This window comes from Gilliamella sp. B14448G11 (assembly GCF_016101765.1).
Taxonomy (GTDB): Bacteria; Pseudomonadota; Gammaproteobacteria; order Enterobacterales; family Orbaceae; genus Gilliamella; species Gilliamella apicola_N.
In genome coordinates, this window is the sequence record NZ_JACFPX010000001.1 from 272995 (window position 1) to 296377 (window position 23383).

General features: G+C 33.5%; 21 protein-coding genes and 1 CRISPR repeat array. Of the genes, 3 read left to right on the forward strand and 18 right to left on the reverse strand.

The window, feature by feature from the left end; all coding sequences use genetic code 11:
- Positions 1-38 precede the first annotated feature (38 nt).
- From holB to H3S88_RS01235, 9 genes are all read right to left on the reverse strand, one after another.
- Positions 39-1025, reverse strand: a complete 987-nt coding sequence (holB, locus tag H3S88_RS01195) for a DNA polymerase III subunit delta' (protein WP_198226270.1) — start codon at positions 1023-1025, stop codon at positions 39-41.
- A complete protein-coding gene (tmk, locus tag H3S88_RS01200) occupies positions 1022-1663 on the reverse strand; it encodes a dTMP kinase (protein ID WP_198226268.1) in 642 nt (213 codons plus the stop codon). The genes holB and tmk overlap by 4 nt, the downstream gene beginning before the upstream one ends.
- Before the next feature lie 300 nt (positions 1664-1963).
- Positions 1964-2236: a CRISPR direct-repeat array (repeat unit 29 nt; unit sequence CGGTTTATCCCTGTGCATACAGGGAACAC).
- 84 nt (positions 2237-2320) lie between these two features.
- Positions 2321-2614 carry a type I-E CRISPR-associated endoribonuclease Cas2e gene (gene cas2e / locus H3S88_RS01205; protein WP_025316428.1) on the reverse strand — a complete coding sequence of 98 codons (294 nt, stop codon included), beginning with the start codon at positions 2612-2614 and terminating at the stop codon, positions 2321-2323.
- Between the two features lies 1 nt (position 2615).
- On the reverse strand, positions 2616-3533 hold the full coding sequence (gene cas1e / locus H3S88_RS01210; RefSeq protein ID WP_198226708.1) for a type I-E CRISPR-associated endonuclease Cas1e: 918 nt from the start codon (positions 3531-3533) through the stop codon (positions 2616-2618).
- Between the two features lie 11 nt (positions 3534-3544).
- Positions 3545-4222, reverse strand: a complete 678-nt coding sequence (gene cas6e, locus H3S88_RS01215) for a type I-E CRISPR-associated protein Cas6/Cse3/CasE (protein WP_198226266.1) — start codon at positions 4220-4222, stop codon at positions 3545-3547.
- A complete protein-coding gene (gene cas5e / locus H3S88_RS01220; protein WP_198226264.1) occupies positions 4223-4966 on the reverse strand; it encodes a type I-E CRISPR-associated protein Cas5/CasD in 744 nt (247 codons plus the stop codon).
- Positions 4967-4979: 13 nt separating this feature from the next.
- Positions 4980-6044: a type I-E CRISPR-associated protein Cas7/Cse4/CasC gene (gene cas7e / locus H3S88_RS01225; protein WP_198226262.1), complete on the reverse strand. Its 1065-nt coding sequence runs from the start codon at positions 6042-6044 to the stop codon at positions 4980-4982.
- A 5-nt stretch (positions 6045-6049) separates the two neighbouring features.
- A complete protein-coding gene (casA, locus tag H3S88_RS01230) occupies positions 6050-8221 on the reverse strand; it encodes a type I-E CRISPR-associated protein Cse1/CasA (RefSeq protein ID WP_198226260.1) in 2172 nt (723 codons plus the stop codon).
- 74 nt (positions 8222-8295) lie between these two features.
- Positions 8296-8448: a hypothetical protein gene (locus H3S88_RS01235; RefSeq protein ID WP_198226258.1), complete on the reverse strand. Its 153-nt coding sequence runs from the start codon at positions 8446-8448 to the stop codon at positions 8296-8298.
- Between the two features lie 625 nt (positions 8449-9073).
- Here H3S88_RS01235 and H3S88_RS01240 point away from each other — a divergent pair.
- Positions 9074-9505: a hypothetical protein gene (locus H3S88_RS01240; protein ID WP_198226256.1), complete on the forward strand. Its 432-nt coding sequence runs from the start codon at positions 9074-9076 to the stop codon at positions 9503-9505.
- Between the two features lie 14 nt (positions 9506-9519).
- Positions 9520-9876, forward strand: a complete 357-nt coding sequence (gene frdD / locus H3S88_RS01245) for a fumarate reductase subunit FrdD (RefSeq protein ID WP_198226254.1) — start codon at positions 9520-9522, stop codon at positions 9874-9876.
- A gap of 73 nt (positions 9877-9949) precedes the next feature.
- On the opposite strand, the gene H3S88_RS01250 is transcribed toward frdD, so the two are convergent.
- The 5 genes from H3S88_RS01250 to H3S88_RS01270 form a co-directional block, all read right to left on the reverse strand.
- A complete protein-coding gene (locus H3S88_RS01250) occupies positions 9950-10807 on the reverse strand; it encodes a hypothetical protein (protein ID WP_198226252.1) in 858 nt (285 codons plus the stop codon).
- A gap of 77 nt (positions 10808-10884) precedes the next feature.
- Positions 10885-12618: a microcin C ABC transporter ATP-binding protein YejF gene (gene yejF / locus H3S88_RS01255; RefSeq protein ID WP_198226250.1), complete on the reverse strand. Its 1734-nt coding sequence runs from the start codon at positions 12616-12618 to the stop codon at positions 10885-10887.
- The gene (locus H3S88_RS01260) at positions 12615-13646 is read right to left on the reverse strand and encodes an ABC transporter permease (RefSeq protein ID WP_198226249.1); all 1032 of its coding nucleotides are present in this window, start codon (positions 13644-13646) and stop codon (positions 12615-12617) included. Before H3S88_RS01260 ends, yejF begins: the two co-directional genes overlap by 4 nt.
- Positions 13646-14734: a microcin C ABC transporter permease YejB gene (locus tag H3S88_RS01265; RefSeq protein WP_198226247.1), complete on the reverse strand. Its 1089-nt coding sequence runs from the start codon at positions 14732-14734 to the stop codon at positions 13646-13648. Before H3S88_RS01265 ends, H3S88_RS01260 begins: the two co-directional genes overlap by 1 nt.
- 1 nt (position 14735) lies before the next feature.
- Complete coding sequence (locus H3S88_RS01270; protein WP_198231909.1) at positions 14736-16697, reverse strand: extracellular solute-binding protein; 1962 nt, start codon at positions 16695-16697, stop codon at positions 14736-14738.
- A 585-nt stretch (positions 16698-17282) separates the two neighbouring features.
- On the opposite strand from H3S88_RS01270, the gene cas3 reads away from it, so the two are divergent.
- Complete coding sequence (cas3, locus tag H3S88_RS01275; protein ID WP_198226243.1) at positions 17283-19997, forward strand: CRISPR-associated helicase Cas3'; 2715 nt, start codon at positions 17283-17285, stop codon at positions 19995-19997.
- 160 nt (positions 19998-20157) lie between these two features.
- Here cas3 and H3S88_RS01280 read toward each other — a convergent pair whose 3' ends face one another.
- The 4 genes from H3S88_RS01280 to H3S88_RS01295 all read right to left on the reverse strand — a co-directional run bounded on the left by H3S88_RS01280 (position 20158) and on the right by H3S88_RS01295 (position 22874).
- A complete protein-coding gene (locus H3S88_RS01280) occupies positions 20158-20874 on the reverse strand; it encodes a hypothetical protein (RefSeq protein WP_198226241.1) in 717 nt (238 codons plus the stop codon).
- A gap of 876 nt (positions 20875-21750) precedes the next feature.
- Positions 21751-21984: a hypothetical protein gene (locus H3S88_RS01285; RefSeq protein WP_198226239.1), complete on the reverse strand. Its 234-nt coding sequence runs from the start codon at positions 21982-21984 to the stop codon at positions 21751-21753.
- Between the two features lie 46 nt (positions 21985-22030).
- Positions 22031-22546, reverse strand: coding sequence for a ClbS/DfsB family four-helix bundle protein (locus H3S88_RS01290; RefSeq protein WP_198226237.1), 516 nt, complete (start codon positions 22544-22546; stop codon positions 22031-22033).
- 13 nt (positions 22547-22559) lie between these two features.
- Entirely contained in the window at positions 22560-22874 is a 315-nt protein-coding gene (locus tag H3S88_RS01295; RefSeq protein ID WP_198226235.1) for a chorismate mutase, read from the reverse strand.
- Positions 22875-23383: the final 509 nt, after the last annotated feature.

Genomic DNA, 23383 nt, shown 5'->3' on the forward strand with positions numbered 1-23383 from the left:
ATCGAACCTGAAAGTTCTTTAGAAAGTATATTAACGCCTTAATTACTAATCATCTCAGACTGAGCTAGCACATTATAAACAATTAATTCTTTATTTAGCCCTGTTACAGACAATAATAAACGCCTAGCCTGCAGCCATAATTCATACAGTGCAGAAATTTTTTCATTGCTTTTAGTTGCTAATAATCTTACTAATGGTACTTGATCACGATTAACAATAAAACGACCAGCTTTTTGTTTTGCCTTTAATGCATCGCTTAATAAAGCACAAAACCAAATAATACATTCAATAAATTCTTCATTATCAAATGTTTTTGCAAGTTGCCAATAATCATTATGAGGTACAACACGTAATAAATGGTCACAAAATGCTTTTCTTTGCTGCCACTTTTCTGGTTTTAGTAAAGCTAGTGCAGCTAATGGCGCATTTTCGCTCAATAACAGCGCAGAGGCAAGCTCATTATCGCTACTTTGCTGATTATGTTTCTTTTTTAACCACTCGATGGATTGCTCCAATTTAGGTACAGATAAAAAATAAGAAAAACAACGACTATGAATTGTTGGTAATAAATGGCTATTATGCTCATCACTTAAAATAAAGTAGGTATTTTCTGGAGGCTCTTCTAATGTTTTAAGTAATGCATTAGCTGCAGCTTCTGTCATTAAAGCAGCCCGCTTAATCCAAATAACTTTATTGCCACCTTGTTGGGATTTTTCGTACACTTTAGTGGTAATTTTTCGAATTTGATCAATACCAATAGATTGTTTATCTTGTTCATTCGTTATGATGTAAAAATCCGGATGATGATGGGACATAAATAACTTACAACTGTGGCAACTTGAACAAGGTTCTAATTGCTCTCCAGACAAACATAATAAACGATTAGCCACCATATTAATGAACTCATCTTCACCACTTCCTTGCAGGTAATTAATCAATAACGCATGATGAGTTTTTTTATGTATAATTCCTTCAGCAAATTGTTGATAAGGCGATATCAGCCAAGGATAATCATTTAAAATCATACATTAGTAACCTGTTGTGTTAACCATGTTGTTAGGATCTGTTCAATTTGCATTGTCACCTGATTGATTGATTTAGATGCATCAATGGTAAAAATGGTTTCATCTTGATTTGCCAGTTCTAAATAACGTTGACGAATTCGCTCAAAAAAAGGTAATGATTGTTGTTCAATACGATCGAGTTCACCTCTTGCCCTAGCACGCATTAAACCAATTTGTGGTTCAATATCTAAATATAACGTTAAATCCGGCTTAAAATTACCTAAAACTTGCTCTTTTAATGTGGTGATAAAAACTTTATCTAACTGGCGACCACCGCCTTGATAAGCTTGCGTTGATAAATCATGCCGATCACCAATAACCCATTTATCAGCATTAAGAGCAGGCTTAATCACATTATCAATCAATTGAATACGAGCGGCATATAACATCAACAATTCGGCTTTATCCGTCAAAGGTTCATCATCCAAACCATTTTTAATAAGATTGCGTAATGCTTCAGCAATTGGTGTACCACCTGGTTCACGAGTAAATTGTAAATCGCAAATGTTATATTGATTCAAAATACGAGCAACGGTATTAACTGCTGTCGTTTTACCCGCACCTTCAAGACCTTCAATGACAATAAATTTGCCTGTCATGCTAAATTCCTAAACTATTTATGATGATCATATGTTTAATAACGCTCTATTGTACGCTATTTTTGATTATTAGTTTAGTTAACAGTTACTTTCAATATTCATGTTTTAAAATGAACTTCATAACTATTTAAGATTTTTAATAAATCTCATTCGATTTTTTATATTCATAAAAATATAAAAGTGAATATATGCCTATATTGGTAAAGAAATAAAGTTAAAACGTTATTAAGACTTTAAGGAGAGTATATGCTTATAGCCTTGTAGCTAAAGGCTTTTCATTATTTTACCTAATTAATCTAACTACATATCCCTGTGTATACAGGGAACACGGTGATGTTCAAGGCAGAAGAGCTGTCAGGGCCGGTTTATCCCTGTGCATACAGGGAACACTTTCACTAAGGTTTTTTTTTACATCTTTCCTGCGGTTTATCCCTGTGCATACAGGGAACACGCATTATCAATATCAGATACTACTGCGTCAGACGGTTTATCCCTGTGCATACAGGGAACACGTACTTCTTCGGGGGGTGATTCACTGCGGGGGCGGTTTATCCCTGTGCATACAGGGAACACTCTAAATATATATAATTGTTTTATTTAGATTTATTGGTACCCCAAAAATCTACCAATTTTTTTAATTTTTTAAAGAACGTTAACCTATTGATTTTCAATAGGTAAAAAAGAGACTAATCTTAGTCCATCTAAATCTACCGGAACCCTTCTATTAGCACCATAAGTTTGGAAGTCAAATCCTGATTCTGTATTAGTCGCCCAAGCAAGGACTACATTGCCTTCTTCTGCAAGTTTAACAATTTGTTGCCATATCATTTCTCTTATTGGTTTTGATATGTCACCGATATAAACTCCGGCTCTAATTTCAAGTAACCAAATTGCTAAACGACCACGTAATCGAGGTGGAACATTTTCAGTTACCACAACACACATACTCATATTAGCGGCTCCTAAAGCCACTATCGGCTAAAGATTGAGGTTCTGGGATAGCTGGTGGCAGGACATAATCAGGTGGTAGAGGCGGTTTTATACCACCAGCAGACAAAACTTCTTCAATAAGCGGAATTAATATTGCTAATGTCTTCTGGCTTCTAAAAATTTCACGACAGGCCACACGAACCTCCCGATCAGGATCAATCTTGTTTTTTGCAGCTATTTCAAACGCTTTGGGAACAACGGTATCAAACTTAATAATATCGGCAATATCATAAACAAATGAGAGTGGTTTTCCACTATGTACAAATCCGATTGCTGGAGCATAGCCAGCCGCTAAAACAGCCGCTTCGGTGATCCCATATAAGCAAGATGTGGCTGCACTTATACATTGATTAACCGTATCGCCTTTTTGCCAATCTTTAGGGTCGTATTTTCTTCCGTGCCATTTAACATGATAACGTTTAGCCAGTAATGAAAAAGTTTCACGTACTCGCGATCCTTCAATACCTCGTAACTGATCAATTGAACGACGACTAGGTGCAGGTTCGCCAAATCGTAACTCAAACATTTTCTTGACCACTTTTAAACGTAAATCATCATCTAATGCCAATTTAGCTTGGTAAAGCAGTTTGTCAGATCTTGCTCCACCGGGTTGCCCCGATGAATACATTCTGACGCCTGCTTCACCTACCCAGACGAGCAGGGTTCCAACCATTGCAGCCAACTTGATAGCAGCATGTGAAACTCTGGTGCCCGGTTCTAACATTATGCAAGCAATAGAACCCACTGGAATATGAGTCCTAATGCCTGTTTTATCAATTAATACAAACGCTCCATCTAGAACATCAATTTGTCCATATTGTAAAAAAATCATTGAAGTTCTATTTTTTAGAGGAATGGGATTAAGTGGAATATAAACCATAACCGTTAATCCTATTGACAATGTTTTAGCAAGAATAAACCACAACCAAATCCTTTACTTTTGCCAATTCCTTTATAGATGGTATTTAAAAACAATTCAGCATCCGTCACCGTCAACACTCCTTGATAATCAACGCTACTGTAAATAATTGGTTTAAGATCACTTTTTTTAATAAATTGCTGTTGGACATAACTAATTACTGCACAATTTACTTGTTGATCGTTAGTGGTTGATAATGAAAATCCTCTGGTTTCACTCTGTTTAATTAACCAAGTTATTGCAGCTTGATTTTGGCGAATTTTTATCTCATTAGTTTCTATTTTTAACTCTTGTTTTCTAATCGGATATTTAGCGTTCATCAACACATCACTACGCTTACCATTTTTAAACACCACTGGATTCGCCCGTAGTGAAAAAAACAATCTCATTCCAGCTGTTAATTTTGGTTGATACGGTTTAGTTTCTATTAAAAAAAACTGATGATTTGAGAGTGGCGCTACTTCCGATAATAGATAATATTGATAACCTTTACCAATTCGCTCTTCACGAAATAAAAAGGTCCGTTTTTCTTGATTAGGAAAGAGTTGCCATAACCATTGATGAATTGCATAAGGTCCCGAATTTTGCATTTTCTGTTGCATAACATAAGGAAGTTGGTTTATTTTTAAAGTAACTCGAGAAAAATACATCTATTCACTCCCTTTCAATTTGCCTGAAAACTGCAGACGGCAACTAAATTGCCTGCGCTCACTACTTATTGGTTGATCTTGCCGAAGCTGAATTTTAATTACCTTAAAGTGATCTTCTTGATTAATTTGTTCCCAATAATATTCATCAGCAGTGCTTTCTACTAATTTATCAATAACCGGATCTTGACGATGACACTCTTGATAATGCTTGTCTGCAAAAATAAAAGCATCACTCAATGTTCCTTGATACAAGATAGGTGATAACGGCAACGATAAAGGTGAGTTTTTCCTTCCTGCGTATAATGGAAAAACGGGGTTAAGTAATGCTTGTTGTATTTGGGCTAAACTATAGGGTGAATTTTCAGTTTCAGACATTACAATTTGATAGTAAACATCATTATAATATTCACGCTGTGATAATAAAGTTTCTAGATCAAGGGGGTTTTGTCGGATTTCATCAAAACGCGTATACCAGACTTGCTTTTTGTTAGCTCTGGGAGCTTGAAAGGTTTGAAAATCTCTAAACCAGCTACTATTAGCAATAAAAGGACGAATCGCAAAATGATAATGCTGATTAAAATGATCAATCTGATTATCATCACGTCGAATTCCGAGCGCCGCCGAGACTAATCCTAATAAAGCAGAGCGAGAGGGAATAATATTGCTGTGGCGAACTTCGCCAACAGCATGTTCGCCCCAAGAGGTAAAAGGGGCATAAATCTGAAAAATAAGATGGTCTATCATCTTGTCGACTCTCCTATTTTTGCGCAACAAAATCTAAGGCCGCGCTAAGGGTTCCTTCTCCTGTTTCACTATTGAGAACATAGCGACTATCAGCGCATTGACCATAAACTCTATCAAATTTATCACGTTGCTCTTCTAAACGGGTAATGGCGTCATTAACCAGATCTTGACTACGAATTGGATTAAAATAAGCTACCGCTAAAGAACGCGGTTGTTGGCTCCCTTTTTCTATCAATAAGTAGGAAGTATATGCTCGTGAAGCGAAACTATTTTGCATACCGGTTGGTGCTACTTTTGCTGCTGATTCAGTTAAAGCTTTTAAGGTTTTTTCAACCAATATTTCATCACCATTTAAATTTTCTAATAATAAATCACGACTGATACAGACATAAGTATAAAACAGTGCAGACGCAAATCCACGGCTACCCAAATGCGCTGAACCAGCATCAACATCATAATCATTTAAATCATCAACAGCAGTAAAAAAATCATTCTCAATGGTTACGGCACTTACGCCTAAGGCATGAGAAACTTGACACGCAGCTTCAATATTAAATGCCGGGCTATCAGCTAACATTCGTCCGAATAATGCAATATCAATACTACTATTTTCTTTACGCAATAATTTAACTTCATTATCGGTAGGCTCGCGTTTTTCACTAATTAATAAATCAACTAATTGTTTAATTACTTGTTGTTCATTACTACTAATATGTACTAATTGTTCGATTTCTAAATTAGTCAATGGGTCTTTTGGTGATTTTTCATTTTTTAGTTTACCAAACTGACCGGCTATTTTAATTGCACTTTCTTTAGCTATTTTTTCAGATATGCCATTATCAACCATTGGTTTATATACCCAATCTCGAGCAAAGCGGCGTGAACGAACGCCAATATGATCACTTAATGATTGATAAAAACAGTCAGAGGTTCGCCAAGCTCTTTTTAAGCTTTGTGACGAAATACGTAAACGGTCAGTATTACCCATTTTGGCGGTTTTTGGTCGACCAAAATCATCACGGTTTAAGTTTGAGGGTGCATAAGCGGTTAATAGATGTAATTGAATAAATGTAGTCATGATGATTATTCCTTAGTATTAGTATTATTTTTAGTTGAAAAGTAGTCCATTTCCCAACGAACAGAAAGGCGTTTAAACGGGTTAGTCTCAGCTGGCCAACCATGTTCACGTGCATCCCACTCTTGCATCCATAAAAAGATGCCATCAGCAAGGGAAGTTAGATTAACCCCTTTTTCACCTCGCAACTTGACAGCATGAATTAAATGCTGACAAAATTCTTCAGGGGTTTCAGTGGTAAGAAGACTTTCAAATCGCAATTTAGATAAATAATTACGTTCGCCACCCTTTACTTTTTCACTTAATTGTGCAGCAAATGGCGATTTATCATTATTCTTTTCTGCAAAAGCAGCCACATTAGCAAATATCCATAATGCATAATAATGAACTTCCGTTTGAGCTAATTTACTGTCGTTATTAATAAGTTTATCAGCTAAAATAGTGTAACCATCTTGTAAAAATATTAATTCAGATAATGAATCTCGACGCAAATCAGCGCGCAATTTGCGTCCATTATAAGTAATACCATTGAATTTACCTTGCCGTTGCTGCAACATAGAAAACCATTCATCAATAATCTTTTTATGGTTATCATTTAAGATGATCAGTTCTTTTTGGATAGTATCTGACATGCTGTTCTCCCTACATGAAATGCAAGACGGTTTATTATTTTTAATCTTTTTGATATTTTTAATTTTTTCAAAATTTTTAAGTAATTTTTCTCTTGTAGTGATTTTTTCGGAACCGATCAATCGTTGATCTGGGTTTGAAAAAGCCGCCTTATCGTAAATTTGGGTGATATATGTTAATAAGGTATTTGTCCAACCTAACAAAAAATGAAAGCGACCATTTGGGTTATCTTTTTGTTCAATAAGTTGTGTAACAAATTCATAAAAAGGTATTTCAGTTTCTTTCCAATAAGCAATATCAACGGAACTTGATTGTTTATTGATACTAGCCAAGGCTTTACGTAGTATTGGTAACGTTTCTTTACTAAACTCAAGTGCTTGTGCTATTAACTCTTTAATATCGCTATCTGGATCAGCAAATATTGGATAGACAGGAAAGTTATGTTCATACCAGCAGCGAGCTTTCATATTGTCAAAATCATAACCAAAACACCAAAGGTGATATTTTCCGCGAGATTCCAAGTCACGATAATCATGAACGGTAACAACTTGAGCTGGCTGGTTCTCATCATTAGTAGTAACCATTCCTAACCAATCGCGATAACTTAATCCACCAGGCTGACCTTTGATGGCAATCGGTGCTCCCGTTTTACTGTCCGTTCGATAAGGAGATAAAGGATGCCGCCAGTTTTGATATTGAACACCATAATTTTTAGTTTGATAATGGCTAATAAGCTCGGACGACTCCTCTCCACAAAGATCACAATTGCCTTGTGTTATATTTTCAAAATCCAGCTCAATTCGGCGAGGCATACCCCAAAAAGCTTGACAAAAATTAGCTTGTTCAGGATATACACTTAAATTTTTGGGCGGTTCACTGGTTATGGTTTTGTTTAACCATGGAAAGACAGTTTCATCATAGCGTTGTGGTTTTTCATCATCATTAAGTGGCACTACATTTAACCATAACTTTTTCCATAATGGTGTTGGCGAGTTCAGCTCAGGCATTATTAACGTGGTAATTGGTCCTCCGCCTCGCAAACTGACTCGATGCCCTTGTCCACCTGCTGGGGCATTAGTTTGTAAAGTAAATAATGCCATAACAGCACAATGTGGACAGATAGCCTTAACAAAATCGCGCTTAATAAAATGATCCATATTTTTCTTTAATGCATTTTCACCAGGTGCCTCAACCAATAAACCAGATATTGGTACTTTATTACCATTTAATGGTGTAACGTCTTGCATAAAAGCAGGTTTAGCAGCACCAAATTGCATTGCTGGTTTAACTTGTTCAAATGTTTTATCTAGCTGTGATTGTGGTATCCCCTCATCCCAATAGTCTAACCATTCATCATTATTTTTGGGATAACAAGTAGTTTGCAGTAAACCAATAAGAAATTGGTATGCAGCACCCTGAAAATCAGGTCTAAAATAGGCTAAATCAGAAATGGTTTCATCAATTAACTGACTGGGCTTAATTTTACTTATCTGACCATTAAAATGTATTACAGGAATCCATTTTTCATCTAACAATGATAACGAGAACAAAATTTACTCCTTTTTTATGTATAATAAGCGGTATTTTACCTTATACCGCTTATCTGTTTTCATAAAAATAAATTTTAATGAATTTGTTTTTGTATAGTTAAACTATAGGATCGAGTTTCATGTTCACCTATTTTCTGTTTAATTTCAAAACTCCATATTTTTATTCGAAAATTATCACTGATACCTAATTTATATTTTGAACCAAAAAAATATTTTATTAAATTCATTCTTACCCTCCTCGGGTCAATAGTTAGATAAATTATTGAAAATATCAGCAATACATGTATACTCATAAGTGGCAACTATAATGGTTATTACATGCAAAACTGATAAACTTAGTTAGTATGTTCTAGCCATTTTTAATTTATCATAGGAATTTCAATAAAGCAATAAAAACAAGAAGTAGTTAGCAACTATAATATTACAAATATGAAATACTTTTAGTTATATGTTATAATTAAATTGCTAAAAAATAGTTCCCTATATTAATAGGGATAAATCATAGTTAGCAACAATGAAGATACGTTCCCCACTCTCGTGGGGATTTTCATCTCAAAGTTAAATTGATAAAACGTTATTATTTTAACGAATATCAATTTTAAAAAATGTGAGCTTAGCTTCCTTTTTTAAATTTTTTTGTTTTTTATCTATTCTTTCTATTTATTTGATAACTCAATATTTTAAGATTATGGCTATTGACCTTTAACGCACTTTCTGCCTAGTGTTGTTAGGTCAAAAGCCGATATTATGTGCGACTTTAATTTGACGGTTTGGATAGCTTAATGTTTATAATACTTAATTAAACTCTAAAAACGTTAACTACCTAATAATGGTACCCACATTGAGAAAGTTATGATTAAAAAAAGTAATGATAATTATCAATCACATAATAATATAAGTAATATCAGTAATCAGTCTGAATATAGTGATTTACCACAAAAACAATCTCGATTTTGTTCAATCATTAACAAATTAATTCCCTTTGCGATGCTTTGGGGCAGTTTAATGTTGATGTATGGCGTAATATGCATGTATACCAATGGTATGGGACAAGATGAGTTTTACCGCTTTATCTTTTTTTTACGTAGTCCTTTTGTTGTTGTGCTCAATTGCCTAGCATTATTAGTTGCTATTTTTCATTCAATAAGTTGGGTTAATTTAGTCCCTAAAGTTATTTTTTCAACAAGATCAAATAAGAGAGCACAAGATTATTTATTCACTATCGGTTTATGGTTAGTGACAATCGCTATTTCAATTTGCTTAGTGTTATTTGTTTTAAAATAGATGGTATTTATCCAATGAAAAATCAAGAAATTCAAACTGCACATTCAAAGGGAAGTCTTGCAAAAGGATTATTTGTTTTAGGTGGCACATGGGCTGCGATATTTTTGCCAGCCATCATGATAATAATTGCATTCATTATTCCTTTTGGTAATGCAACAACGCGTTCTTATATACTTAAAGTAGTAAATACAGAAACGGGTAAATTATTTTTATTTTTAATGATTTCATTGCCGATTTGGTGCGCATTACAGAAGATTATTACTATTTTGCATCAGCATAATATCCATCCAAAACGGGAAAAAATACTTACCGTTGCGCTAGCCCTTGCATGGACTATGCATGCCGTTTATATTTTGTTTGTCCGAAGTTAACTAAAATAGAGTTTGATATAATTAATCGATAAAAAGCGTTATCCAGTTGGATAACGCTGATTAATGTTAAACATCAGTAATAGGTCATTTCTCTAACAATATTAGTTTGTTTATTTTTTTGATCGTGTCTTATTTTAGTCGCGGTGAGCCAATCGTTTTTGCCATCAAAGGTTAAGAATTGAGTGGTATAATTCACTTCATCTTTGTTTGCCGATAGATAAGCTGATTGTATTGCAGTTAAGCGATATTGATTATCGTATTGATATGAAAAGTTACTTTCATTTTGGGTATTATTACTGAACTGATATAAAACTTTAGCTAATTGCTGTTGTTGATAATTAAAGGTATAAGATGACGTACCATTTTGATCAACACCGGTAAATTTACCCTCATCATCAATCCCTTTTACTTTCCATTGTACCTGTTTGCTAATCAGACAATTGTTACTATCATATTGGTAACTATCCGTTTCAGTGAAGATAAAGTCTAACGCTTTTTTTGCTTGTTGTGACTCAACGATTTTACCTTGTTCATCGGTTTTAAATTGAATGATACTGCTTGTTTTATATTCCAGATCTTCAATAAAGTTTTCCCAACCAACGGCTGTTTTTTGCAAATTTTCGGAATAAACACGTTTATTATCATCCGAGAACAAAATATATTGGCTTTGAGTAATTAATCCATTTTCATCATAATTGAGAATCTGTTTAGCTGTTGACTCATTACGATTATTAATTATTGTTGTTGATGTTCTAACTTCTTGTTTAATTCCTTGAGCGGGTAAATCAATAAAATCCAAAATTTGAAAAATATAATTATTTGCTTGAACCCTATTTTGAGTAAGATTTTCACTACAACTTAACGCCATTACAGTTGGCGAAAGTAACAATGAGCAAAGTGTTATAGAACAAGGTAATGTTTGTTTTTTCATAACTAACCTATAAATAGAGATAAATATTCATCCATTGGCAAACAGTGAACTAAATTCAACCATAGCTTTACGTACAACTATTTTTTGCGCATTAATAACGCATTTTCCCAATCGACCTTTTTTTCTTGTTTTTGATTTTGTGAATTATCATTTTTATGATCACTCTTTTCTATTTTTTCAGCTTTATCAGCATGAATGAGGGTTCTGCTTCCTCTGCGATGAGGTTTATCTAAAAATGACAGTAACGCTTTGGTGTATTCATGTTCGCAAGAATAAAAGATCTTTTCTCGTGAACCTTGCTCGACAATTTGTGCATCTTTCATAACAATGACTTGATGACATATTGAATATATTAGTGCTAAATCATGACTAATAAAGAGATAACTAAGCTGATATTTTTCCTGTAGAGATTTGAGTAACTCAATGATTTGCTTTTGAATAGTATGATCTAAAGATGAAGTTGGTTCATCTAAAATCAATAATTCTGGTTGTAAAATTAATGCTCGAGCGATAGCAATACGTTGTCGTTGTCCCCCAGAAAATTCGGTTGGATAACGAAAACGTAAATCAGGATCGAGACCGACTTCTTGCATGATTTCAATTACCGCTTTTTCACGTTCATTTTTACTCAGTTTTTTATGAGTAACTAAACCTTCGCTAATAATTTGCTCAACATTAAAACGAGGATTGAGTGACGAAAACGGATCTTGGAACACAACTTGCATTCGGCTCCTAAATGGTAACAGTTTTTTACCCGTTAAATTCTGTATTGGGTGGCTATCAAATAAGATTTCACCTTCAGATTTAATCAATCGTAAAATAGCCAAAGCTGTTGTACTTTTTCCTGAACCCGACTCACCGACAATACCCACTGTTTCACCTTGATGTATCGTCAAACCCACATTATCAACAATTCTTTTTTGTTCGTGACTAAACAGCCTTTTTTTAGTTATTACATCAACATTAAGATGGTTAACGCTAAGCAATATTCCTGGCGTTTGAGGCAAAACAACCGGATCGCCACTTGGTTCGGAATTTAGCAAGGTTTGAGTATATTCATGTTCAGGACGCAAAAAGATACGTTGTTTACTGTTATATTCAACAATTCTACCTTGTTGCATAACGGCCACTTTATCAGCTAACTTTTTGACAATACCAAGGTTATGCGAAATAAATAACAAACTCATATTCAATTCATTTTTAAGCTCTTTAAGCAATTGAATAATCTGTGCTTGTACGGATACATCCAAAGCGGTGGTAGGTTCATCAGCAATTAATAATTTAGGATGAGTTAGAATTGCCATGGCAATCATGACTCGCTGTCGCTCCCCACCCGATAGCTGATGAGGAAAAGCAGATAATTTATTTTTAGGCTCTTTAATTCCAACACGATCAAGATATTGCAATATTTCGCTACGGGCAGCATTAGGCCGCATACCACGATGCAATGAAAGTACTTCATAAAGCTGTTTTTCAACAGTATGTAATGGATTGAGCGATACCATCGGTTCTTGGAAAATCATACTAATTTGATTACCACGAATTTTACGAAGCTCTTTATCGGGTGCATGCAACAAGGATTGCCCTGCAAATAAAATATCACCCGTTGGGTAACTCACCTGTTCTTTACGTAATAAACGTAAAATGGATAACGCAGTTACGCTTTTGCCTGAACCGGACTCACCAACCAAAGCAAGTGTTTCTTGTTCATCAATATTAAAACTGACATTGCTTACAACGCGCAATTGTGATTGTGTATCACGTTTGAAAGCAATACTTAAATCCTCAACAGATAATAAAGTAGAACTCATCGATACACTCCCTTGTTTGGATCGAAAGCATCTCTGATTGCTTCACCAATAAAAATAAGCAATGATAGCAAAGTTGCAATAATTAAAAATGAACTAATACCAAGCCAAGGTGCTTGCAAATTGTTTTTACCTTGTAGCAACAAACGACCAAGAGATGGCGAGTCAATCGGTAAACCAAAACCTAGAAAATCCAGAGAAGTTAATGTCGTAATTGAACCACATAAAATAAAAGGTAAAAATGTTAATGTTGCAACCATTGCATTCGGTAAAATATGACGAAACATAATTTTGCTGTCGCTGACCCCTATTGCTTTGGCGGCACGGATATAATCAAAATTACGGGTACGCAAAAATTCAGTACGCACAATTCCAGATAAAGCCATCCAACCAAATAATACTGTTATTCCAAGTAACCACCAAAAATCAAGGGGTAAAATACTCGCCAGTAAAATAATCACAAATAGCTCAGGTAATCCACACCAAATTTCGATAAAACGTTGTCCAATCAAATCAACTTTGCCGCCATAATAACCTTGAACAGCGCCGATAATAACTGAGATAATCGTGGTAAAGAGTGTTAATAAAATGGCAAAAAACATAGAGATACGAAAGCCATATAATATATTTGCCAATACATCAAAACCAGCATCGGACGTACCTAACCAATGAGAAAGTGATGGTGAAGTTGGAAACGTGCTTGGCGTATCATAAATTAACGTATTATAGCTATAACGAAATAGAGGCCATAAAATCCAACCATCTGCTTCTATTTTATGCTGCACAGCCGGATCTAAAAAATTAGTTTGAGTATCAAATTGTCCACCGAATTCACTTTCAGGATAAAAATGAAAAATAGGTAAATAGTAATTATCCTGATATTTAATAAAAATCGGTTTATCGTTAGCAATAAAATCAGAAAATAGGCTAATTACAAAAAAAATCATAAACAACCAAAGCGAATAGTATCCACGCCGATTGTGTTTAAATCGTTGCCAACGTTGCTGATTAATAGAGTAATTACTAGTCATCAATTGCGAGCCTCAAAGTCTATGCGTGGGTCAATTATCATATAAGATAAATCGGATAATAGTTTAGCAATTAGTCCGATTAACGTAAAAATATACAACGAACCAAAAATAATCGGGTAGTCTCGTTGAATGATCGCCTCATACCCCAATAGCCCAAGCCCATTGAGTGAAAAAATAATTTCTATCAGTAACGAACCGGTAAATAAGATACCGACAAATGCAGCAGGAAAGCCCGATACAATAAGTAAAGTTGCATTACGAAATACATGCTTATAAAGAATTTGTCGTTCGCTTAGACCTTTGGCTCTAGCGGTTATGACATATTGTTTACGGATTTCATCTAAAAATGAATTTTTGGTTAACATGGTTAACGATGCAAAACCACTGATCACCATTGCAATAGTCGGTAAACAGATATGCCAAGCATAATCTTTTACCTTACCCCAAAAATCGAGCTGCTCAAAATGGTTGGAAACTAATCCTCGTAATGGGAAAATATCCCAATAACTTCCACCGGCAAACAGCACAATGAGTAACACCGCCAATAAAAAAGCGGGTATCGCATAGCCAATAATGATTAACGTACTTGACCAAAAATCAAAAGCCGATCCATCTTTAACCGCTTTGCGGATCCCTAAAGGAATCGAAATAAGATAGACAATGAGGGTACTCCAAAGGCCGAGTGAAATAGAAACAGGTAAACTTTTAATAATTAAACCTATTACAGATTCACTTTTAAAAAAGCTATTGCCAAAATCAAACATGACATATTTTTTTAATGTTTCAAAATAACGTTCAATTATTGGTTTATCAAAACCGTACTGTTTTTCGATCATAGCCACAATTTGTGGATCAAGCCCGCGCGATCCCCGATAACTTGACTCATTTTTAGGTTGTTGCAATTTTACAACGCTATTATCACCTCCCGGCAAAATAGCTTGTCCTGCTTCTGGACCGTTTTCAATCAGTGCTAATGCTTGATCAACTGGACCACCTGGCGCTACTTGTACAATAAAGAAGTTAATCGTTAAAATAACAAACAGCGTAGGAATAATGAGTAATAATCGTCGAATAAGATAATTAAGCATATTAATGTTTCCGATTTTTAGTCAGGCTAGCTGCTTTATCTGCATCATACCACCAACTATCTACGCCAATAGCGTAAGCAGGTTGAACAACTGGCTGTCCAAATTTGTTCCAATATGCATAGTAAGTATTGCTGTTATACCACATTGGAATCATAGGATATTCTTGAGTTAAGATGCGATCAAGAGCGCGCCCAAGAGGAATTAGCTGAGCTTGATTATCTAAATTTTTAGTAATTTCAGCGATAATTCCATCAATTGCTGGATTATGTAATCCTGATGCATTCCATGATGAATTAAGATAGTTACTTCCCCAAAGGATCATTAAGTCTGATGAGGGATAATTTTCAGCACCATAAGTACGTGGCATCATATCATAATCACGCTCACGCAATCGGCGTGTGAACTGAGCATAATCAAGTGACACGATTTTCATGGTGATACCTAAACGAGCTAAGTTTTGCTGAAAAGGTATCGCATATTTAATATCATCCCCAAGATATGTAACAAGTTCAAATTCAAAAGGTTGATTGGTTTTAGCATTGACTAATTTACCTTCTTTAATAATCCATCCAGCTTGTTGAAGTAAGTCAGTCGCTTTTAATAAATTATCACGATTAAACCCAAGACCATCACTTTTAGGAATGTAAAAGGCATTCTCAAACGCTCGTTCAGGAATAATATCTTTATATTGATTAAGCCATTTTAACTCTTGTTCACTTGGCGTACCTATCGCCGCATAAATAGTATTTTCAAAAAAACTGTAAGGTCTTTTGTAGCTATCATAATAAAAAGCGTGATTTAACCATTGAAAATCAAACGCTAAAGTAATTGCTTCACGAACTTTAACATCATTAAACAAATCTTTTTGCAAATTAAACGCTAACCATTTGGTATCTACAGCCGTTTGAATCGGTTTTTCCTGTTTGATAATATTATTTGAATCAAAATATTGGCCTTGATATTGGGTAAACCAGTTTTTAGGCTGTCCCTCACCACGAAGATCATATTCACCCGCTTTAAAAGCTTCTAGCGAAATACTACTATCCATATAGTATTCAATGCGTTTTTCATCGAAATTATTCATCCCTTTATTAACGGGTAAATCGCTTGCCCAATAGTTAGGATTGCGTCGATAAACCACATAATGTCCCATTTTATAATTACTGATATAATAAGGTCCGCTGCCCACAGGAGGCGTAGCAATTGGCTCTGCAAAATTATGATTTTGCCAAAAATGTTGCGGTATCACAGGCATATTACCAATAAAAGATAATAACTTTTCTCGATCTGTTTCTGGTAAATCGATGCGCACATGGTAATCATCCAGCGCTTTAACCGTAATGCCCTGATTATAGACACGATATTGCGGAACGCCTTCAGTCATAAATTTTTGAAAGGTAAATTCAACATCATGTGCCGTAATCGGTTTACCATCTTGAAAACGGGCATCAGGATTAATGGCAACTTCCGCCCAACGATAATTATCAGAATAAGTCACAGATGTCGCAATTAGTGGATAAAAACTGGTAATATCATCGGCTAAGTTAGTAAAAAGAGTGTCGTATAATGATCCTGAGTTCTTTTCTGGCGCACCTCGGCTTGCATAACGATTAAAATTATCAAAAGTGCCTATTTCGGCAAGCTTGATCGCTCCACCTTTTGGTGCTTTTGGATTTACATAATCAAGATGATCAAAATCTTCAGGATATTTAGGCTCACCTAACAAAGAAAAAGTAGTTTTATGATAGATTTTTTCAGTAACTTGAGCAGGACCAACAAAATTAGTTTCATCATTTATTAATGGTTGATTTGATAAATCAGTATCAGTTTTAATCTCTATTGCTGTTGGTGATTGTTCTGGCTGAGTTTCTTGAGCATTAACCGTCATAGAACAAATAACTAACCCACTTATACAGCTTGTTATAAGTATTGCGTTTATTTTTTGTTTGATTTGGTTAATCATCCTAATGTCATTCCTGTTTAATTACTCATATCAATATTGATGAGTAGTATTGAAATTATTGTCATCATAATTCCAAACAACTATCCCACCCATAATAGATCATCTATTTTGCCAAACTTCAACTAAATGAGCAAAACCTAATTCATAAATTCAAGAACCAATACAATAGTTAATATTATTACATTCATTAATAACTCTCTTTATGGGTTGATAAACATAACACTTAATCCATTTAGCCTTTTAAAAAAACAAGTTTTTTGTAAAAAAGTTTGAGGTTAACATAACGTTTCAGTATAAAACTTTAAATTATTATCTGTATTTTTATATTAAACTAGTTATATTAGTATCAAAACAAATTATAAGCTTTCTATTCATTAGAATCTAAATAGATTAGTAAACAACCTTAACAAAATAATTAACGACAAAAAATCGATTTACTAGCACAATATTTGTTTAGCTAAACGATAGAGCATAAAATAAAATTAATTATATGAAGTTATTTGGTTTTTTTTATATTTTTAGTTCTGTTATCCAATAAAAAATATGAATCAATTTATCGACAATTAAAAAAGGATAATAATTATAATGACGGAATCTTTTTATCAATATTGGGGAAAATGTCGACAAAATGTCGATAATTCTTCCTATCATTTGCTTGCTTATCACAATTTAGATGTAGCGGCATGCGGTTATCAGATAGTCAAACACAATTATTTCAATTCTTTTGAATTATTTGAACAAATAGGCTTTTCTTCAAATGACAAAGAACAAGCCGCACTTTGGTTTGCCTATTTTTTAGCTTGGCATGATATTGGTAAATTTGCTAATGGATTTCAAAAACTATTTAAGCACAATAACCCACAACTTGTTGCCGCTGATCCCTCAAAAGAATATTCATCAAGACATGACTCACTGGGTTGGTGGTTATGGCGTGAATCCTTATCACTCAAGCCAGAAATTCAACTAGACCAATATAATCGAAAAATTAAGAATTTATATAATATTTGGTTATTAATCATGACTGGGCATCATGGAAAGCCTCCTGAACTACTAAAAAATATAAAAGGTAATTTAGCATTTAATCAACAAGATAAAGAAAGTGCATCCGATTATATTCAAGCAATTAATCAGCTTTTTATTATAGATAATAAATTACAACATTATCTAGAGTTTTTTATCGATAAAACGCATCAAGAAAAACTGAACCAAATAAGTTGGTTGATTGCTGGTTTAACTGTTATCAGCGATTGGTTAGGATCAAATGAGCAGTTATTCTCATTTAATTGGCAAGTGATGCCATTATCGGAATATTGGCAAAATCATGCAATCATTCAAGCTGAAAATGCCATAGCAACTCTACCCAAATTATCTTCTGTTGCTCAATTTAAGAATATTAAAAATCTCTTTCCCTTTATTGAAAAACCAACACCACTACAAGAGTACGCATTATCCTGTCAATTATCTGATAAGCACCCTGAATTGTTTATTATGGAAGATGTGACGGGTGCAGGAAAAACCGAAGCATCAATGATTTTAGCAAGCCGATTAATGTCAGCCCAAAAAGTACAAGGAATTTATATTGGTCTACCAACTATGGCAACAGCTAATGCCATTTATCAACGCACCGCAAATGTCTACGAGAAATTATATCAAACAGGTAGTCATCCATCATTAGTGTTGACTCACGGCGCTAGCTATATGAATCCAAATTTTACCCAATCCATTTTAACGAACGATCATATCAGCCAACAAAAATATTCTAATGGTGAACAATCTGTCAGTGCTGAATGTAATGAATGGTTTGTTGATACTCGTAAAAAAGCCTTATTAGCAGAAGTTGGCGTAGGTACACTGGATCAGGTTTTAATGGCTATCATGCCATTTAAACATCAATCATTGCGTTTATTAGGTCTGCGACATAAATTACTTATATTAGATGAGGTTCATGCTTATGACAGCTACATGGTAAAGCTGCTAGAAGTATTACTTAATTATCACGCCTCACAAGGCGGTAGCGCCATTATCTTAACTGCCACATTACCTGGGTTTTTACGTGAAAAGTTACTTAATGCATTCAATAAAGGTTTAACAAATAACCAACAAACTTTATCTTTAAATCAGTCATTATCGTTTCCGCTTATAACGAGACTTAATTATCATGGTCTGACTGAAAAACCAATAGATACCCGGGAAGAAGTAAAACGTCAGGTTAAAATAGCATGGATTGCCGACATTGAAACCGGTATAACTAAAATTCAACAATCAATAGAACAAGGTAAAATTATCTGTTGGATTAAAAATAGTGTAGCTGATGCTATTGAGTTATATCAGCAACTACAACTAACCTTGAATATCGACACTGATCATATTTTACTTTTTCATAGTCGATTTGCTTTTTGTGATCGACTGGAAATTGAAGAAAAAGCCTTAACATGGGCAGGAAAATCCTCAAATAGTGAAATTCGCCAAGCAAAAGTGATCATTGCAACCCAAGTCATAGAACAATCTTTAGATCTTGATTTTGATGAAATGATAAGTGACATAGCCCCTATCGATCTATTGATACAACGTGCTGGGCGTTTACAACGGCATGTAAGAGATAAACACGGTAATATCAAACCTGATAATAAAGAGAATCAATCAAAGGATGAGCGAGACCCACCTGTTCTTACTGTGTTTGCGCCACCTTGGCAAGATGAACCGCAAAAAGATTGGCTGGATAATCCTGCTTTTCGCAATACCAGTTATGTATACCCTAATCACGCTTATTTATGGCTCACTCAAAAAATCCTACTTAAGCAAGAATATATCAAAATGCCTCAAGAGGCACGTTTATTGATTGATTCTGTTTATGCTGAAGATATTGAGCCTCCGTCAGGGTTATTAGAAGTTTACTATAAGGAAAAAGGAAAATCGCTTAGTCACTCTTCTATTGCCAAACAGAGTGTATTAGATATTAACAGTGGTTATAGACGAGGCTCCGATAGCTATTGGGATGAAGATGTTAAATTATCCACCCGATTATCTAAAGATAATATCGATCTATATTTAGCTTATTATAATGAAGAACACGAAATAATCCCTTATAGTGTTAATAGTGAATATGCATGGGAACAAAGCCGAGTTTCAATCAGCCTATCCAAATGGGAAAGAATAAAAAAAAGTATTAAACAACTTGATGACATAAGTTTAGAAAAAAAAAGGCAACAACTGCATAGACCGCAAGCCATCATTGTTTTACTTGAAAAAGGAGACGGTCCATCTTTTTACTCAAAATCATTAGGTTTTCATGCTAACTGATCAAAACACTAACTATTAAATTTCCGGAAAATTAACCGATTTAAATTAGAGATGAGATACAGTAAAAAATAGGTGAACAAGCAGAAAGTGAAGAAATATCGCAGTATTATGCAGTGTTGCCACATATTTAATAACTTTAAAAAAGGAGCTATTGCTCCTTTTATTTCCAACTTACAATACGAATTGGATTGCCACTTGAATCAACAATCGCTGTGACAGTATTTTTAGTAATCTTACCACTATCACCCTTTTTACCATTAAACGTAGTAGTAATTGTTAACGTATTATCGTCATTTTCAACATATTTAGTTTCAAGATGTTCATAATTGCTTACATCTTTCATTTTAAATTTTATAAATTTTTCAAGTTTACGATGAGCACCATTTTCACCCATAAATTGAGAGCTTATCATTTGTAGTCTTTCTACTATTGGCTTTAACTCAGCGTGTTTAGTTTTATATTCCGAATTATCAGGAACGAGTTCTAATAGTTTACTGTATAAATCAAATCGTTTCTGTAATTCAGATTCAGGGGTCGCATTAAGCTCATTTGACAAATCTGTAATTTGTTTCTGGGTGTTAACTTTTGTTAACTCTGCTTGAGCCTGATCTTTCAATTTTAACAATGCTTCGTCTTCTGTAACCTGATATTTACTGGCTAAAGAAATCGCTTCATCATATTTTTCTTCAGAGATTAACCGGTTAATTTGTGTAAAAATATTCTCTTTATTTGAATTAAACTCAGAAATGATCGCTTTTTTTTCTTTTTCTATCTGATTATCACCATCACTTAATGGAGTTTGTGTAAAAAACCAAAATGCGCCAATAATCAAACAACCACCCAAAAAACAAGCTAAAACTCGCTGCCATGTTTTCATAAAAATCCTTAATCCATTGACTACTAAAAAAAGACTGCCTACTTTACAACAATTTAATTATTTGACAAATATTCTTTTGTAAAGAACATGATATAAAACTACAATTTTTAATTTGTAAATACATCATAGTATAAAAAGCTAAAGTTATAAAACCTTTTGCTATAAGCTATCTTATCATTCTCAACAGGTTATCCGCATTAACTTTTTTGGGTATAAACTCACCGATAATAGTAAAATTGTGTTTTTGATCACATTAAATTCATCAAAATGAGGGATAAGTTTAATTACTAATAAGTGTGAGGATTTAAAAAAACATTCTATCCATAAAATAGATAGGTCAACTTTTAGATTTAATGAATTTATTAAAGAATAGTATTAAAAATCATATGTATTACTGTATCGCCTTTAAATAATAAATTTATTTACCAGTAAAGGTAACTAAAATTGATTTGATCCTTAGCAGACAAATTTAACTTTATGTATATAGGAAACGTTTATCCCTATATAGGGAAAAAAACAATTTAATTATAACCACCTGTTAAATAATTAAAATAATCAATTAAAAACTCTAACAATTTTTTTCTTAGTTTTATACTTAAATATATCCATCATCTGAAATGTTTCGACAAAATAACTGATTGCACAACGATAAAAAATAGTTTTTAACCTATCGATAGGATAGTGAATAGGATTTTAGTTTGAATAAATAATAGGGTCGAGTTTTATTTAAAAAATTAATTATATTAGTAATTTATAATTTATTTTGTAAAAAATATTCAGGAGTCTATACCATTTTATTATTAAAATTATTAATTACACCTGATTTGTTATATTTTAGTTTTAACTTATACCATATCAATATGTTAAAAAATTGAATTAATTTTGTTGGACTAAATGCAAAATATTGAGTATTGCGGTTTTTGCTTGATGACTGTTTTTCCAACAAGTTGAGCCTGTTAATAATGCACCCTTGTTAAGAATTTCATCCAAAGAAGCATTGCGTAATTTATCAAAAGAATCAAGTTGCATTTCTTCAAGTCTTTCAATAATTTTAATGCCAACAAATTTTAGTTCTAATAATTGCTGGCGTTCGGTTTCTGAAAAAGCCATATTCATCCTATTAGGTTATATAGTTATATTTAATATTAAGTTACTTTTAAACTGGATTGTTGAGTTTTTTCCACTTTCTGATTTTCGATCTAAACGATTTAAATGGCGCAACAGAATTGATGTGAATAAAACGAGAGACTGTCCAAGATTCAGGATAAGGTTTAGTCCAATTTCGAATATCTTTAATAAATAAGGTATCATCACTTAAAGACTCAATCCAATTGTTCCAAATCGTAATTTGTTGTTTAAATGATTGGATTAATTCTGATAGAGATAGACCTTGATACGTATCATAGAATGTTTGATACAAACTACCTAAACGATTCCATTTATACCCAGGTGCAGGTAACTCGGGCGTTTTTCCTGCTAGTTCGTCATCATCCCAAGATTTAACTAATTTTAACCAGCCTAACTGATAAGCAATCATTTGGGCGGGTGTACGATCAACACCATCAATTAAAAGATTTTTTTCAGATTCTGATAAATCAGTAAATTCATTGATAAATAGCTTGGCGGTTTTATTTATTTCATCCAATAACTGTTGTTTACTTGCATAAGCCATACAGAAACTATCCTTATTTTTCTTTATTATTAAATTGTTTTAATTCTTCATCAATAAAATAACGAACCAAATTAGCATATAACTCTTTAATCACATCACCATTTAGTCCTAACTCATTTGCCCAAAGCTTTCGTTGTTCAAGCATACTGTCAAAACGGGTTTTTGCTTGTACGTCATTAGCATTTTTCTTAAATTTACTGGCCGCTTTGACATACTCAAAACGAGTAGCAAATAGTTTAATAACAGTATGATCAATTTTATCGATCTCAGTACGAATATCATTCATATCATAGCATTGTTTAGGCGATCGCTTAGAGTTATATTCCATGTTAGTTAACCTTTAGATAGTTATTAATATTGTAGCGATAATGATGGTATGTTATCTCTAAAACTTTATTACTAAAGTTTAATGAGTCCATGATCTTCAATTAAATTGATTTCAGGAAACAAAGCTCATTTACTTTATCCACAATATAATTTTTGGCTTGTTCAATATAATAATAACAGCAACAAATATACTACACCGTTACTTCAAATAAGTAACTCAATTATAAAATTACTAACATTATTAGTTTTTTTGTCGAATAACATAATTTTAATAAGATTGGCTGAAAAATTTTGTTTGTTAAATACACTACGTGTTAATTTTTCAGTTTATGCATCGCTAATTTAATTTTATATTTAATCTAAGTACAACCAATATTTATAGGATGATATATTTTTTTAAAGGAATACTGTCGGTATGACTCAACTGGTATGTCCACACTTTTTAGTACCAAAAAGATAAGGTCATCGATTTCTTTTGTATTCAATCGGTGACTGATAATTTAATGTTGA

Excerpts from the sequence above, each read along its gene's own strand:
- holB (WP_198226270.1), bottom strand. The coding sequence starts at position 1,025 with ATGATTTTAAATGATTATCCTTGGCTGATATCGCCTTATCAACAATTT.
- tmk (WP_198226268.1), bottom strand. The coding sequence starts at position 1,663 with ATGACAGGCAAATTTATTGTCATTGAAGGTCTTGAAGGTGCGGGTAAA.
- cas2e (WP_025316428.1), bottom strand. The coding sequence starts at position 2,614 with ATGAGTATGTGTGTTGTGGTAACTGAAAATGTTCCACCTCGATTACGT.
- cas1e (WP_198226708.1), bottom strand. The coding sequence starts at position 3,533 with ATGGTTTATATTCCACTTAATCCCATTCCTCTAAAAAATAGAACTTCA.
- cas6e (WP_198226266.1), bottom strand. The coding sequence starts at position 4,222 with ATGTATTTTTCTCGAGTTACTTTAAAAATAAACCAACTTCCTTATGTT.
- cas5e (WP_198226264.1), bottom strand. The coding sequence starts at position 4,966 with ATGATAGACCATCTTATTTTTCAGATTTATGCCCCTTTTACCTCTTGG.
- cas7e (WP_198226262.1), bottom strand. The coding sequence starts at position 6,044 with ATGACTACATTTATTCAATTACATCTATTAACCGCTTATGCACCCTCA.
- H3S88_RS01235 (WP_198226258.1), bottom strand. The coding sequence starts at position 8,448 with ATGAATTTAATAAAATATTTTTTTGGTTCAAAATATAAATTAGGTATC.
- H3S88_RS01240 (WP_198226256.1), top strand. The coding sequence starts at position 9,074 with ATGATTAAAAAAAGTAATGATAATTATCAATCACATAATAATATAAGT.
- frdD (WP_198226254.1), top strand. The coding sequence starts at position 9,520 with ATGAAAAATCAAGAAATTCAAACTGCACATTCAAAGGGAAGTCTTGCA.
- H3S88_RS01250 (WP_198226252.1), bottom strand. The coding sequence starts at position 10,807 with ATGAAAAAACAAACATTACCTTGTTCTATAACACTTTGCTCATTGTTA.
- yejF (WP_198226250.1), bottom strand. The coding sequence starts at position 12,618 with ATGAGTTCTACTTTATTATCTGTTGAGGATTTAAGTATTGCTTTCAAA.
- H3S88_RS01260 (WP_198226249.1), bottom strand. The coding sequence starts at position 13,646 with ATGACTAGTAATTACTCTATTAATCAGCAACGTTGGCAACGATTTAAA.
- H3S88_RS01265 (WP_198226247.1), bottom strand. The coding sequence starts at position 14,734 with ATGCTTAATTATCTTATTCGACGATTATTACTCATTATTCCTACGCTG.
- H3S88_RS01270 (WP_198231909.1), bottom strand. The coding sequence starts at position 16,697 with ATGATTAACCAAATCAAACAAAAAATAAACGCAATACTTATAACAAGC.
- cas3 (WP_198226243.1), top strand. The coding sequence starts at position 17,283 with ATGACGGAATCTTTTTATCAATATTGGGGAAAATGTCGACAAAATGTC.
- H3S88_RS01280 (WP_198226241.1), bottom strand. The coding sequence starts at position 20,874 with ATGAAAACATGGCAGCGAGTTTTAGCTTGTTTTTTGGGTGGTTGTTTG.
- H3S88_RS01285 (WP_198226239.1), bottom strand. The coding sequence starts at position 21,984 with ATGGCTTTTTCAGAAACCGAACGCCAGCAATTATTAGAACTAAAATTT.
- H3S88_RS01290 (WP_198226237.1), bottom strand. The coding sequence starts at position 22,546 with ATGGCTTATGCAAGTAAACAACAGTTATTGGATGAAATAAATAAAACC.
- H3S88_RS01295 (WP_198226235.1), bottom strand. The coding sequence starts at position 22,874 with ATGGAATATAACTCTAAGCGATCGCCTAAACAATGCTATGATATGAAT.